This window comes from Cruoricaptor ignavus (assembly GCF_014961145.1).
GTDB classification, from domain to species: Bacteria; Bacteroidota; Bacteroidia; order Flavobacteriales; family Weeksellaceae; genus Cruoricaptor; species Cruoricaptor ignavus.
Genome location: NZ_CP063145.1, coordinates 823,993 through 838,364, shown reverse-complemented (window position 1 = coordinate 838,364; position 14,372 = coordinate 823,993). Strand labels below are relative to the sequence as shown.

Below are 14,372 nucleotides of genomic sequence, written 5' to 3'. Positions count from 1 at the left end.
ATTTAAAAGACAAAAATCAATTATGATATTAAGGTATTGAGAAATTAGGTAGGATGCCGGTATTAAATTTCTTAATCTCTTAATCACAAAATCTCTTAATTAACAAATAAAAATGTCAAACAAAAATAAATCAAGTAGGTTTAATAAAATCACGATTGGACTGGCTTCGCCGGAATCCATCCTGCAGGAATCAAGAGGCGAGGTGCTGAAGCCAGAAACCATCAACTACCGCACGCACAAGCCGGAAAGAGACGGACTTTTCTGCGAGAAAATCTTCGGCCCGGTGAAGGATTACGAATGTGCCTGCGGAAAGTATAAGAGAATCCGCTACAAAGGCATAGTGTGCGATAGATGCGGTGTGGAAGTAACCGAGAAGAAAGTGCGCCGCGAAAGAATAGGCCACATCAATCTGGTAGTGCCGGTGGCACACATCTGGTATTTCCGCTCACTGCCAAATAAGATAGGCTACCTTCTCGGAATGCCGAGCAAGAAGCTGGATATGATCATCTACTACGAAAGATACGTGGTGATACAGCAGGGTGCGGCAAAGAAAGCCGACGGCTCCGACTTTGAGGAAATGGAATTCCTTACCGAGGAAGAATATCTGGACATCCTGGATACGCTACCTGCTGAAAATCAGTATCTTGAAGATTCTGATCCGAATAAGTTCATCGCAAAAATGGGTGCGGAAGCCGTGGAAGATTTGCTGAAAAGAATCGACCTGGATGCACTTTCTTACGACCTGAGACATAAGGCGCACAACGAAGGCTCTAAGCAGAGAAGAACGGAGGCGCTGAAAAGGCTGAATGTGGTGGAAGCGCTGCGAAGCGCCAATACAAGGATGATAAACCGGCCGGAATGGATGATAATGCGGGTGCTGCCCGTGATTCCGCCGGAACTTCGCCCGCTTGTTCCACTGGATGGCGGCCGCTTTGCAACATCCGATCTGAACGACCTTTACCGCAGGGTAATCATCAGAAACAACCGCCTGAAAAGGCTATTGGAAATCAAAGCGCCGGAAGTAATTTTGCGTAATGAAAAGCGAATGCTTCAGGAAGCGGTGGATTCACTTTTCGACAATACAAGAAAATCTTCTGCGGTAAAATCCGAGAGCAACAGGCCGCTGAAATCCCTTTCCGATTCATTGAAAGGGAAGCAGGGTAGGTTCCGCCAAAACCTTTTGGGTAAAAGGGTGGATTACTCGGCGCGTTCAGTAATCGTGGTAGGTCCGGATTTGCAGCTTCACGAATGCGGTCTGCCGAAAGATATGGCGGCAGAACTTTATAAGCCGTTCATTATCAGGAAGTTAATTGAAAGAGGCATTGTAAAAACGGTAAAATCTGCAAAGAGAATTATCGACAGGAAAGAGCCCGTTGTTTACGATATTCTGGAAAATGTGATGAAGGGCCACCCTGTCCTTCTGAACCGTGCGCCTACGCTTCACAGGCTGGGTATCCAGGCTTTCCAACCGAAAATGATCGAGGGTAAGGCCATTCAGCTGCACCCATTGGTAACCACGGCCTTCAATGCTGACTTTGATGGGGACCAAATGGCGGTGCACTTGCCGCTTGGCCCAGAGGCTATCCTGGAAGCGCAGCTGCTGATGCTGGGCTCTCAGAACATCCTGAATCCTGCAAACGGCTCGCCGATTACGGTGCCTTCTCAGGATATGGTGCTTGGGCTTTATTTTATGACCAAGGAAGCGCACTCTACCGAAGATCACAAGGTTTTGGGTGAAGGCCTTACTTTCTACTCACCGGAAGAAGCGGAAATCGCCTACAACGAAGGCAAGGTTTCGCTGAACGCTAAAGTACGGTGCAGGCTGCCAATCAAGGAAAATGGTGAAATCACCACGAAACTTACGGAAACTACGGTGGGTAGAATTCTGTTCAACCAAATCGTTCCAGAACAAGTAGGCTTCGTAAATGAGCTTTTAACGAAAAAATCTCTGCGGAATGTAATCGGCCGTATCTTGGCTGATACCGATTTCCCAACCACGGTGAAATTCCTGGACGATATGAAGGATATGGGCTACAGCAATGCCTTTAAGGGTGGGCTTTCCTTCTCGCTTGGCGACATTGTGGTGCCGGAAGAAAAGCAGCAGATGATTGCTCAGGCTGTGGAGAATGTGGATGAAATCCGTGCGAATTATAATATGGGTCTCATCACCGATACGGAGCGCTACAACCAGGTAATTGATGTGTGGACAAATACGAACGCCGGCCTTACGGAGATGATTATGAACAGGATGAAGACCGACCAGGGTGGCTTCAATTCCGTTTATATGATGCTGGATTCAGGTGCCCGTGGTTCCAAGGAGCAGATTCGCCAGCTTTCCGGTATGAGGGGGCTGATGGCGAAGCCACAGAAAGCCGGCTCCACAGGTTCGGAAATTATTGAAAACCCGATTGTTGCGAACTTTAAAGAAGGCCTTTCCATCCTGGAATACTTCATTTCCACGCACGGTGCCCGTAAAGGTCTTGCCGATACAGCTCTGAAAACTGCCGATGCAGGATATCTGACCAGAAGGCTGGTGGATGTGGCTCAGGATGTGATTATTACGGAGGACGATTGCCACACACTTCGCGGAACGGAAATTACGCCGCTGAAGAAGAACGACGAAATCGTGGAAAGAATTTCCGAGAGAATTCTGGGTAGAATTTCCCTGCACGACATCTATCATCCTGAAACGGACGAGAAAATCGTGGGAGCGGATGAACTGATTGACGAGAATTTAGCAAAAACAATAGAAAACCTTGGCTTAGAAAGCGTGGAAGTGCGTTCTCCGCTGACTTGCGAAGCGAGGAAAGGTATCTGCGCAAAATGCTATGGCAGAAACTTGGCAACCGGCAAGCCAATCCATATGGGTGAGGCTGTGGGCGTTATCGCGGCGCAATCCATCGGTGAACCTGGTACCCAGCTTACGCTGAGGACCTTCCACCAGGGTGGTACGGCAGGGAATGTCTCTGTAAATCCTTCCATCGTGGCAAGGAGGGATGGTATCGTGGAAATGGATGAAATCCGCACGGTAACTTCCGAGGATGAGAACGGAAACACGGCAGAAGTTGTAGTTTCGCGCTCTTCGGAATTCCGCCTTGTTTCGGATAATGAGCAGAGAACGCCACTGATGGTGGCCAACATTCCTTACGGTTCCGTAATTTCCGTGAAACCGGGTGCTAAGGTGAGCAAAGGCGATTTGATTGCAAAATGGGATCCTTACAACGCCGTAATCATCGCGGAAGCTTCCGGTAAAGTGGAGTACGAAGACATTATCCAAGGTACTTCCTTCCAGCTGGAAATAGATGAGCAGACTGGTTTTGAAGAGAAGGTAATCATAGAATCGAGAAGCCGCAAAGCCGTGCCAACACTTCGGGTGGTGGATGCGAAAGGTGAAGAGCAGAAATCTTACAACCTGCCTGTTGGAGCGCACCTTATGGTGAACGACGGCGAGAAAATCAAGGCTGGTAAGATTTTGATTAAAATCCCGAGAAAATCAGCGAAGGCAGGCGATATTACCGGTGGTCTTCCAAGGGTTACGGAGCTTTTCGAAGCAAGGAATCCATCCAACCCTGCCGTTGTAACGGAGATTGACGGGGTGGTATCTTACGGAAAAATCAAGCGTGGAAACCGCGAACTTATCGTGGAAGCGAAAACAGGCGAGAGAAAAACCTACCTTGTGAAACTTTCCAACCAAATCCTGGTGCAGGAAAACGACTTCGTTCGTGCTGGTACGCCGCTTTCAGACGGTTCCGTAACGCCGGATGATATCCTGAGAATCAAAGGACCTACCGCGGTTCAGGAATATTTGGTGAACGAAATTCAGGAGGTGTACAGATTGCAGGGTGTGAAGATTGATGACAAGCACTTTGAAATCATCGTGCGCCAGATGATGACGAAGGTTGAAATCGTGGATGGCGGCGATACGCAGTTCCTGGAAGGCTCGCTGGAACATAAATACGACTTCATCGAGGAAAATAATAGGATTTTCGGAATGAAGGTGGTAGTGGATGCAGGAGATTCCAAGGAGCTTCAGCCTGGGCAGATGATTTCCGCAAGAGAACTTCGCGATGAAAATTCCAAGCTGAAGAGGGAAGACCTGAAACTTGTGGAGGCAAGGGAAGCGCTTCCTGCAACGGCAACGCCGGTGCTTCAGGGTATCACAAGGGCAGCGCTTCAGACGAAATCCTTTATGTCCGCAGCATCTTTCCAGGAAACAACCAAGGTGCTGAACGAAGCAGCGGTTTCAGGTAAGGTGGACGAGCTGAACGGCCTGAAGGAAAATGTAATCGTAGGGCACAGAATCCCTGCTGGTACAGGCTTGAAGGAGTATCAGAATGTAATCGTAGGCTCTAAGAAGGAATTTGCAGATTACGAATAATTTTTCCGTTTGACGCTCAAAATAAGGCACCGTTGAAAAACTTTCCTTAACTTTGAGCGTCAAACTTTTTTAAACCTAAACAGAATAACAATGGACCAAAACCAAAACAACGACAACAACATTAACATCCAACTGAACGAGATGGTGGCTGCCGGTGCATATTGCAACCTTGCGCTTGTAAACCACTCGCCGTCTGAATTCGTGTTGGATTTCATCCAGCTTATGCCAGGCGTTCAGCAGGCACAGGTACGCTCAAGGGTAATCTTGGCGCCGCTTCACGCGAAGAGAGTTTTGAACGCGCTACAGCAGAACATCCAAAACTACGAGCAGCAGTTCGGCGAGATTAAGGAAGTTGAACCTTTCGTAATCGGGCAGAACAACAATGTTCAGGCATAAGTAAAATACTGGAATTATTTTTTATATCCGTCTCATATTATGAGGCGGTTTTTTTTATGATAATTGGCTGCATTAAAAAAAATTAACATTTTCTTAATATGCTGAAGACTTTTTAAATTTAATTTAGCGGTTTAAATAGGATTTATGAAAAAATATATTATATCCCTTCCGCTGATGCTCATCGCGCCGGCATTTCTCTATGCCCAAGAAATCAGAGGAACGGTGCAGAGCAGCGAGAGTGGCGAGGCGGTGGCTGGGGCAAATATTGTGCTTCAGCCTGGGAATATCCGTACGCAAACCGGGCTGGATGGCTCTTTCAGCTTTCTCAATCTGGAGGATGGAAGCTATAGCATCACCATTTCTCACCCAAGATTTCAGGGGGTGAATGAGGATATTACAGTTAGCAGTGATCAGGCTGTGACAGTGAGCTACAGCCTTTCCGATAAGGATGCGCGTGAAATCAGCGGAGTGACGATCCGTGGAATCCGCCGCCACGATACGGAGGGTATGGCAAGGAGGATAGAGCAGCGCGCACCAGAAGTGGTGAATGTGGTGTCAGGAAATGCCATACAGATTTCTCCGGATCTCAGCGTAGCCAATGTTATTCAGCGTGTGTCCGGCGTTTCCGTGGAGCGCAGCAGCAACGGCGAAGGCCAGTATGCGATCCTCCGAGGTATGGACAAGCGCTACAATTATACCTTAGTAAATGGCGTAAAAATCCCTTCGCCTGAAAACCGCCACAGATATGTGCCGCTGGATATTTTCCCTTCTGAACTTTTGGACAGGCTGGAAGTTTACAAATCGCTTTTGCCTTATATGGAAGGCGATGCGATAGGAGGGGGTGTAAACATGGTGATGAAAAGCGCACCTGCTGCCAGGGAGATTGCGGCAAATATGGCGGTGGGATATTCTCAGGCGCTGTTTGAGAGGAAGTTCCATTCGTTTGATACTTCCGATATTAAATTTAAATCTCCCTACGAGCGGTTCGGAAGATCTTATAATGCCACAGTGGCAGATTTCCCGAAAAGCAGGTATCAAATAGAAAGACTAAATGCCATGCCGAATTTTACGGGTGGCCTTACCCTGGGCAGAAGGTTTGCCGATAATAAGCTGGGCGTGCTCGCCGCGGTGAGCTATCAGAACAGCAACCGGATGACGGATAGTAAATTCTACTCCACATCCAATGTGGATACAATGAAGTACGGAGTCATTACCTCAGAATCCGACAGGAAATACTTTGAAAATCAGCAGCGTATGGGTGCTTACGGTATTCTTGATTTCAGAATCAACGCAAACCATCAGCTGAAATTGTTCAACTCTTTTATGCTGCTACGCAACACGCAGCTGAGGGAGAGCCTTACTGCCAATGCCTCCAATGCGAATTATGAGCCTTTGGCGGGAAACGCCGATCTCAGCTACTCCTACCGCTCCCGATTCACACAGCAGCGCATCTGGAACACTACTTTGCGTGGCGAACATAGCATCATCCCGGGCAGGTTCTCCCTTGACTGGTCGGGCGTAGTATCCTCAGCGGATAACCAGGTGCCTGATCAGACGAATTTCGGGACGCTCGGAATAAGGAGAAATTTTGTAGATACGCAGACCTCGCCGAACAATGCCTTTAGAACCTGGCTGAGGAATACGGATAACGACTATGCCGGGTATCTTAACTTAAAAGTAACGGTGGCTGACGGCTTTAACATCCTCGCCGGAGGGATGTACCGGGATAAGGAACGCAGCCATTTCTACAACAACTACTCACTCTATCCTGTGAGCAGGAACCATATTCTCGGAACGGATTTTATGGATGTAGCTGATATTCAGTATGATGTGGAAAATCCGAAAGGAGCGGTGGCCAACTCCCTGACCTACGATGCTGCGGAGAAGATCGCTGCAGGATACGGAATGCTGGAAGCTAAACTTGAAAAAATAGAACTGAGCGGCGGTATCCGTTTCGAGCATACGGACCAGTCTTACACGCTGCTCTTCCCGATGGGCGAAGACCGGCCGGAGCTTAGCCAAAAATATACCGATGCGCTGCCTTCGGCAAGTGTGAAGTATAAAATAACGCCTACGCAAAACCTGCGGGCTACTTATTTTAAATCCATCAACAGGCCAGGCTTCTTCGAGATTGTGCCTTCAAAACTGGTTTATGAGGAGTATTCTGAAAGAGGGAACCCGGATCTGAAGCGAGCCAAGGCAGATAATGTGGATCTTCGCTATGAGTTTTTCCCGAAAGCCTCCGATCAGTATATGGTGGGCGTTTTCTACAAGAATATCAAAGACCCTATCGAGTACACCTTGCAGCCGGATAAAACCCGCGGGCAGGACATTTTCTATTCTCCGGGCAACTTCGGCACCGCGGAAAATTATGGGGTAGAGGTGGATGTGATAAAGTTCTTCAGCAGTTTTGGTTTTAAGGCCAACTACACATACACGCACTCTGAAATCACCACTCCGAAATCCGTCCGCGTGCGCGATGCCGCAGGCAACCTGGAGACTATTACCCAAGATCAGAAGCGGCCTCTGTATGGGCAGAGTGAGCACATCGCGAATCTTTCCCTGCTTTACAAAAATCCTCAGTCCGGCTGGGATGCGCAGATTGCCGGCTCATACACCGGGCCGAGAATTTCCACAGTTTCCCAGTTTTTGGATAATGACATTTGGCAGAAGGGTTTCATCCAGATGGATGCATCACTTGAGAAAAGACTTGGCGATAGGCTGAGCATCTACGCAAAGGCGAACAACCTGCTGGATACGCCTATGAAACTCTTCATAAAAGGGGTGAATGAGCAGAATGCCGATATTGCCGGGCAGGATATTTCCAGCGGCGAAACACTGATCCGGAAAGATTTCTATAAACAAACCTATCTCCTTGGCCTCCGAGTGAAATTTTAACTAAAAATTTTATAAATGAAAATTCTAAGATATACACTTCTAGCTGCCTGCCTTGGTTTTATGTCCTGCGAGGATGCAAACCATGATGTGGATCTGTCCGAAATCAATTCCAGCTCTGCCGGCGTTTCCGGAGAGGTTTCTGGAACCTGGACGAGAAACAGCGTCGTAAAAGTATCCGGAGATATTGTGATCCCTGCCGGGAAGCGCCTCGTGATAGAGGAGGGCTGCACGGTGGAGATGGATGCCGAGGCGAAGCCGGAATTCATTGTGCTGGGGAATCTCTATGTAAAAGGCACTGAGGAAAGCCCGGTGAGGATTACCACCGTGAAAGAGCTCCGCACCCCCGATTCCTGGGGGCAGAACTGGGGCGGAATCTTATGCGGGCAGTCTGCGGAGGAAGTTCTTTTAGAGCACGCAATCATCGAATATGGCGGCGCATCCACTACTCAGTCTTCGCTTTCTGTAAAACTTGGGCTCTACAAAGCTGCAGCCGGAGAGAATCTTCCGGCGATATGGTTTTCAAACAGCAACGGGAAGCTTGTGATGAAGAACTCAATTATCAAAAACTTCTTTGATGATTCTACTTACTTCGATGGCGGGCAGCTCATCATTACGGGAAATAAATTCTACACCACCGGGAAAAGCGGCGGCGAGGGTGTAAATATCAAGTCGGGCACGCTTGCGGATGTAAGCTATAACCTGTTTTATTCCAACAATACCAACGCGATGAAGCTTTCCAACGCGGGCGACAGATCTCCCCAGGCGCATGTAGTAGCATACAACAATACGATACTGAATACCGGCTGGCGGAGACCGAGCATAAAAGGCGGCTCCATATGGCTGGAGCAGACGGTGCATGCAGAAATCTACAACACACTTTTCGTGAATACGCGTTTCGGAGTAAAGGAGGATACCAAAAAGCCTAAGGATGCGCGCTCCGCCATAGCGAACAATCTATACTATGGCCATAATGCGGAAGCGGTAAAAGGCTTTACGCCGAACGGGAAAGATCAGGTGGGGGGAGTAAACGATATCCTCGATACCAAGACACCTGGCGCCAACGACCCGAAATTTGTAAACTATCCACTGAATACCGATATGTATAATGCTGTATTCAATCCGGAGTGGGATTTCCGGCTGATGCCGGGCTCGCCGGCCATCGGTAAGGGCAAAACGAACATCACCAAAAACTTCCCGAAAGGTCTGGTGATGGATGGAATAACCTATGAATCCCCCGCGCCATCAGCGACGATAGGTGCGTATGGAGTTAAATAATTTTATTATGAAAAAATTTGTAAGAGTAGCAGTTTTTTCTGCAATCATTATTTCTTGCAAAACTACGCAGCAGAGCGCGGCTATTTCGGAAGAGGTGATACAGCCTGCCGTCATTACCCAGCCAGTAAAGCACGATACGGACGACCCCGCCATTTGGATTAATAAAAAAGACCCGTCCAAAAGCCTGATTGTAGGCACAGATAAGGATAAGGACGGTGCGCTCTTCGTTTTCGATCTGGAGGGGAGGATTATTCCTGAGCTTACCGTTTCCGGACTACAGCGGCCAAATAATGTAGACATCGCCTACGGCTTGAAAATCAATGGTAGACCGACAGACATCGCGGTAACTACCGAGCGGCTCACACACAAACTGCGCATTTTCTCTCTTCCGGATATGAAGGCGGTGGACGGCGGCGGTATACCTGTTTTCGAAGGCGAGGCTGGCGAAGGCTTCCGCGATCTTATGGGCATCGCATTATACACCGCCCCCGACGGGAAAATTTACGCCATTGTAGGGAGGAAGACGGGTCCTGCTGAGGGATACCTTTGGCAATACCTCCTGGAGGATGATGGCAGAGGCGTAGTAAAAGCCGATTTGGTTCGGAAATTTGGAAAATACAGCGGCAAAAAGGAGATAGAGTCCATCGCGGTAGATAATGAAAACGGCTTCATCTATTACTCCGACGAGCAGGTGGGCGTTAGAAAATACCACGCCGATCCTGCTAAAGGCAACGAGGAACTGAACCTGTTTGCTCAGACTGGTTTCGCATCCGATCACGAAGGAATATCGATCTACAAGACCGGGCCCAAAACTGGCTACATCCTGGTCTCCGATCAGGGAGCCAATAAATTCCATATCTTCCGCAGGGAGGGCAACAGGCAGGAACTGCTGAAAGTAGTAAAAGTGGCAGCGCAGGAGAGCGACGGCTCCGATATGGTTAGCATTCCGCTGAATGATAAATTCCGCCACGGTATGTTTGTGGTGATGAGTACCGACCGCACCTTCCACTACTATCGCTGGGAAGACATCGCGGGGAAAGATTTGAAAATCAACAAATAAAAAGAGGCTGCAGTAATGCAGCTTTTTTTTTGCAAAATGCTTAAGCGCTCTTTGCGGAATAGCTGCTCAGCGCAGTGGCACGCCTGTACTCCTCCGGGCCGCGCAGGCACTGGGCATACAGTCGGTACCAGCTTGCGTTTGCCCTCGCGCCGTAAGATTTCAAGTCGAAATTTCCTTCGGAAAGGAAATATTTCACATAATCAAAATTCGGGCGGTGCCTCCGCAGCGCGCGCTTCCTCAGCGGACAGAAATTTTGTGTAAATAATGCCTCCGCGCCAGCACTTCGAAATACATTAAAATAGTTGAAATGTTTCTCCGCTGCCTGAATGAGTTTCTCGTCCGAAAGTGAGCCAGCTCCGTGATTTTTTGCCTCAAATTTTGTCTCAAAAGCAGCACCTCGGAAGATGTTCAGAAACTCGCCGACAAAAGTATTCCCGCTCTGCCGGAATTCCACCCAGACCAGCTCATCATTAATCTCAAAACTTAATTGGAAACTTTGCGGAGCAATCTTAGAATCTAAATCTTGCGTGCCGGAAATTGCCGCCGCTGCCGTGATAAAATCATTCATTGAAAAAAAATTTTATCAGGAAAAACGCAAGGCAAACTTCTTATATTTTGGCAAAGCCCTCATACTGTACCACCGTGGATTCTGGTCTCTCGGTTGGTGTCCGCCATTGCGGATCTCCTGATGATTATTTGGCAAATTTATAAAACTTTTTTAATCTACGAAAATTTTCTCTCAACTTTCTAAAAACTGTCTGTAAATTTCCTCACCGCTGCGGATGGAATTAATAGCCCAGCGGATTTTTAGAGGGAGCTGCATTTCAGGGCGGAGTTTATGGTCAATACCGTTCTGGATCAGTTTCTGTTTAAGATCGTAGCAGCAGATTGCCGCAGCCACCGAGACATTGAAACTTTGGGTAAAACCATACATCGGTATGGCGAGCGTTTCGTCGCAAAGTTCAATGAATTCCCCTGAAACACCCTGCCACTCGGTGCCGAATATCAGGGCAGCCGGCTGGGCGATTTTAAATTCTGGCAGCGGGACGGCATCGTCCTCCGGTGATACCGCGATGAGTCTGTACCCGCGCCTTTTAATTTTTTCCAGTGAAGTGATGCTGTGCGGGAGCCGCTCGATTTCCACCCAGGTATCGGCGCCTTTGGTCACCTCCAGATTCGGCTTGAAGATATTTTTTTTCTCCATCGCCACCACTTTGTGGAAACCGCAGGCTTCGGCGCTACGCACAATCGCCGCGGCATTCCGGAACTGGTAAACATCCTCCAGCACGGGCAAAACAAAATCTGAGCTTTCTGATGCGAAAAACTCTATTTTGGCAAGCCGCTCGGCGGTAAGGAACTGTTTTAAATATTCATAAATTTCCTGCTGGGATTTCATTCTGCAAAAATATTTCAGTATTTTTAAAAAATGAAAAGAAAAGTTCTGCTGATCTACACAGGCGGCACCATCGGGATGGAGAAAGACTACGAAACGGGGAGCCTCCGCCCGTTTGATTTCGGGAAAATTTTCCAAAAACTTCCCGAGCTGGGTTTAATAGAAAGTGAAATTGCCGTCCATTCTTTCAAAAATCCGGTGGATTCCAGCGATATGGGGCCTGCGGAATGGAAGGAAATTGCAGAAATAATTCAAAAACATTATCAGGAAACGGATGGCTTCGTGATTCTCCACGGCACGGATACTATGGCATACACTGCTTCCGCGCTGAGTTTTATGCTGAAAAATCTTCGCAAACCGGTAATTTTAACGGGCTCGCAATTGCCGATTGGTGATTTAAGAACAGATGCGAAAGAAAATCTGCTGACGAGCATTTACTACGCATCTCTTTACGATAACGAAGACGCTGTAATTCAGGAAGTTGCACTTTATTTTGAATACAAGTTGTTGCGTGGTAACCGCTCGCTGAAATATTCTGCCGAATATTTTGATGCCTACCAAAGCCCGAACTGGCCGGCGCTCGGGCAGAGCGGCGTACACCTGAATGTTGTGAAAGAGGCGCTGTACCGAGGGCAGCAGAGGAAGGCGTTTTCGGTAGATGCGCATCTTGCCGAAGGGGTGGTATTCTGGCGCATTTTTCCAGGGATGGACTTGGAAATTTTACTTTCGCTGCCTCAGCTTCGCGTGTTGATACTGCAAGTTTACGGCTCCGGAACGGTACCGAATGACGGAAAAACCGCGGAGACTTTGCGAAAACTTCGGATGAAAAATATTGATGTGGTGGTGATCAGCCAATGTGTTTCCGGGAAAATTTCGTTCGGCAAGTATGAAAACAGCAATGTTTTTACGAAATTAGGTGCCATCAGCGGTGGAGATCTCACTGCGGAAGCGGCTATTACCAAAGCTATGCACATTCTCGATAATCCTCAGTACACTGGTAGTTTTGCAGAAAATTTTGCAAAAAACCTCTGCGGCGAAATCTCGGAATAAAACTTTGCCAGGATAGAAAAAAATTCCTATTTTTGCAAACCACAAAGAAAGGTGCTCGAGTGGTTGAAGAGGCTACCCTGGAAAGGTAGTATACGGGTAACCGTATCGAGGGTTCGAATCCCTTCCTTTCTGCTGATCCTGGAAATTCCAGGATTTTTTTTATTTCTGATTAGTTTTTTTCTTGCATTTTTCGCAGTAATCCTTTAAGTTTGTTGCCTTATTTGCAACAATATGAAGTTAAAATTATCTGCTGCAATAGTTGTGATACATGTCGCAACAAACTTAGCGCCCGCACAAACCGTGAGGGTGTTCGAAGATGTGCCTTTCTATAGTATGTACCACTATCTTGGCGAAGGGCAGCAGCTACCGCCCGAAGCATTTTCGCAAATTCCGGCTGGTGCCATCCGCATTCACGGCTATGAGAGGGATATTATTTCCCGAAAACTTTCCTCGGAAGAAATCGCGCAGTTTGGCAACGGCCTGAAAATGAATGTGAAAATAAAGGCAGCCTGCGATAATTATGACAGGATTGCCGGTGTGAATTTGGCGCTGGTTCCGAAAGGTCTCCGCACTTATACCTGGGAAAATCAGCAGGTGCAGCGCATAGAAATCGGCAGGTTCATCACGCCGTTTATGAACAAAAACAAGATGCCGAACGAAGTGCCGTACAGCTTTCAGGTGGATAATGTATCACAGATTGTGCACGATGCGAAGCTTGCCGCTCTTTATGATTTCTGGATTGAATTTCGTGCTGATGGCTATTCTGAAGCGGCGAATTCTCAGGTGGCAGGCTGCGCTGGAAGAACGGATGTTTTCCGCGGAGATTTGGAGTTTGTATCGTCTCAGCCATTTCAATCGGTTGGGCAAAATGCTCTGCTGCCACTTCAGTACAGGAAATATCTGAATAATTACAACGCCACGGATGTAGAGGGGCAAACCACTAGAATTGTGAATTTTACGCTTCAGGAGCCTATGAATGATGCCAGGCTTCACTTAATAATTTCCAACCACGGTGCAAACAGCGGCGGCGAAGAATACAACCGCAGGAAGCACTTCGTTTATGTGGACAATCAGCTGGTGATGGAGTTTACGCCCGGCGGAAAAAGCTGCGAAGATTTTAGGGTTTATAATACGCAGGGCAACGGAATTTACAGCTCTTCGCCACGTACACTGAGACGATGGGTAAGCTGGAGCAACTGGTGCCCCGGAGATTTGATTCCGAACCGCGAAATCCATCTGGGCAATCTTTCCCCTGGAAATCACACAGTGAAGATAGATGTGCCGGATGCTAAGTTTGTAGGAAAACAGGGCTATTTCCCGATTTCGATGTATCTTCAGAATGCGCCTTCCAACGCTGAAAAATGCGCACAACCCTACGACCTAAAAATCACCGAGCAAAGCGGTACGAAGGTAACTTTGGAATGGAAGGATGAGCCGGCGACAACGCAGTGGCAAACGCTTTGGGGCAGATACAACACCTACGCAGGCCTGATGGATGAAAAACTGCAGGAGGTAAGCGGAGAGCCGAAAGACACAAGGGCAGACCTGATGGATGGCTACCGCTACGAAGCCTTTGTGCAGGCGAAATGCAGCAACGGGTTAAGCAGCGGCTTTACTTCCGCCGTTTACACCACGGTAATTATGGGTACCGATGAAATTTCGCAGGGCAAGTTTTCCATTTATCCAAATCCCGTGAAGGATGTAGTAAAAGTGGAGAGCACTGAGAAAATAGAGAAGGTGGCACTTTTCAGTTGGGATGGTAAAAAATTAGTTGAACAAAATCATAATGTTCTAAATATCAGCAATTTACCGAAAGGAATTTACTTGCTAAAAGCAGATTTCAGCAATGGAAAATCGTCCACGAAAAAAGTGGTGAAAGAGTAGGGCGTTTGTTCGTTGCGTTTTTTGTGTGTGCCAGCTTT

At 47.8% G+C, this 14,372-nt stretch carries 9 protein-coding genes, 1 tRNA gene and 1 riboswitch; of the genes, 8 read left to right on the top strand and 2 right to left on the bottom strand.

Translation table 11 applies throughout. From position 1 onward, the window contains the following. Window positions 1-112 precede the first annotated feature (112 nt). The 5 genes from rpoC (at window position 113) to IMZ16_RS03860 (ending at window position 10,007) form a co-directional block, all read left to right on the top strand. Window positions 113-4,378, top strand: a complete 4,266-nt coding sequence (gene rpoC, locus IMZ16_RS03880) for a DNA-directed RNA polymerase subunit beta' (RefSeq protein ID WP_193440570.1) — start codon at window positions 113-115, stop codon at window positions 4,376-4,378. Window positions 4,379-4,468: 90 nt separating this feature from the next. After that, complete coding sequence (locus IMZ16_RS03875; protein WP_073177236.1) at window positions 4,469-4,774, top strand: DUF3467 domain-containing protein; 306 nt, start codon at window positions 4,469-4,471, stop codon at window positions 4,772-4,774. A 144-nt stretch (window positions 4,775-4,918) separates the two neighbouring features. Beyond that, entirely contained in the window at window positions 4,919-7,672 is a 2,754-nt protein-coding gene (locus IMZ16_RS03870) for a TonB-dependent receptor (protein WP_193440569.1), read from the top strand. 15 nt (window positions 7,673-7,687) lie between these two features. Next, window positions 7,688-8,947: a right-handed parallel beta-helix repeat-containing protein gene (locus tag IMZ16_RS03865; protein ID WP_193440568.1), complete on the top strand. Its 1,260-nt coding sequence runs from the start codon at window positions 7,688-7,690 to the stop codon at window positions 8,945-8,947. A 7-nt stretch (window positions 8,948-8,954) separates the two neighbouring features. Then, window positions 8,955-10,007: a phytase gene (locus tag IMZ16_RS03860; protein WP_193440567.1), complete on the top strand. Its 1,053-nt coding sequence runs from the start codon at window positions 8,955-8,957 to the stop codon at window positions 10,005-10,007. Window positions 10,008-10,047: 40 nt separating this feature from the next. Here IMZ16_RS03860 and IMZ16_RS03855 read toward each other — a convergent pair whose 3' ends face one another. Both IMZ16_RS03855 and IMZ16_RS03850 read right to left on the bottom strand, forming a co-directional pair. Continuing rightward, complete coding sequence (locus IMZ16_RS03855) at window positions 10,048-10,575, bottom strand: hypothetical protein (RefSeq protein WP_193440566.1); 528 nt, start codon at window positions 10,573-10,575, stop codon at window positions 10,048-10,050. 33 nt (window positions 10,576-10,608) lie between these two features. After that, window positions 10,609-10,704: riboswitch (SAM-I-IV-variant riboswitch) on the bottom strand. A gap of 42 nt (window positions 10,705-10,746) precedes the next feature. Further along, entirely contained in the window at window positions 10,747-11,403 is a 657-nt protein-coding gene (locus IMZ16_RS03850; protein WP_193440565.1) for a TrmH family RNA methyltransferase, read from the bottom strand. A 30-nt stretch (window positions 11,404-11,433) separates the two neighbouring features. On the opposite strand from IMZ16_RS03850, the gene IMZ16_RS03845 reads away from it, so the two are divergent. The 3 genes from IMZ16_RS03845 (at window position 11,434) to IMZ16_RS03835 (ending at window position 14,334) form a co-directional block, all read left to right on the top strand. Next, entirely contained in the window at window positions 11,434-12,450 is a 1,017-nt protein-coding gene (locus IMZ16_RS03845) for an asparaginase (protein ID WP_193440564.1), read from the top strand. Window positions 12,451-12,495: 45 nt separating this feature from the next. Next, window positions 12,496-12,582: transfer RNA gene (locus tag IMZ16_RS03840), tRNA-Ser, on the top strand. 99 nt (window positions 12,583-12,681) lie between these two features. Then, complete coding sequence (locus IMZ16_RS03835; RefSeq protein WP_193440563.1) at window positions 12,682-14,334, top strand: peptide-N-glycosidase F-related protein; 1,653 nt, start codon at window positions 12,682-12,684, stop codon at window positions 14,332-14,334. The last annotated feature ends 38 nt before the right edge of the window (window positions 14,335-14,372 follow it).

Excerpts from the sequence above, each read along its gene's own strand:
- rpoC (WP_193440570.1), top strand. The coding sequence starts at position 113 with ATGTCAAACAAAAATAAATCAAGTAGGTTTAATAAAATCACGATTGGA.
- IMZ16_RS03875 (WP_073177236.1), top strand. The coding sequence starts at position 4,469 with ATGGACCAAAACCAAAACAACGACAACAACATTAACATCCAACTGAAC.
- IMZ16_RS03870 (WP_193440569.1), top strand. The coding sequence starts at position 4,919 with ATGAAAAAATATATTATATCCCTTCCGCTGATGCTCATCGCGCCGGCA.
- IMZ16_RS03865 (WP_193440568.1), top strand. The coding sequence starts at position 7,688 with ATGAAAATTCTAAGATATACACTTCTAGCTGCCTGCCTTGGTTTTATG.
- IMZ16_RS03860 (WP_193440567.1), top strand. The coding sequence starts at position 8,955 with ATGAAAAAATTTGTAAGAGTAGCAGTTTTTTCTGCAATCATTATTTCT.
- IMZ16_RS03855 (WP_193440566.1), bottom strand. The coding sequence starts at position 10,575 with ATGAATGATTTTATCACGGCAGCGGCGGCAATTTCCGGCACGCAAGAT.
- IMZ16_RS03850 (WP_193440565.1), bottom strand. The coding sequence starts at position 11,403 with ATGAAATCCCAGCAGGAAATTTATGAATATTTAAAACAGTTCCTTACC.
- IMZ16_RS03845 (WP_193440564.1), top strand. The coding sequence starts at position 11,434 with ATGAAAAGAAAAGTTCTGCTGATCTACACAGGCGGCACCATCGGGATG.
- IMZ16_RS03835 (WP_193440563.1), top strand. The coding sequence starts at position 12,682 with ATGAAGTTAAAATTATCTGCTGCAATAGTTGTGATACATGTCGCAACA.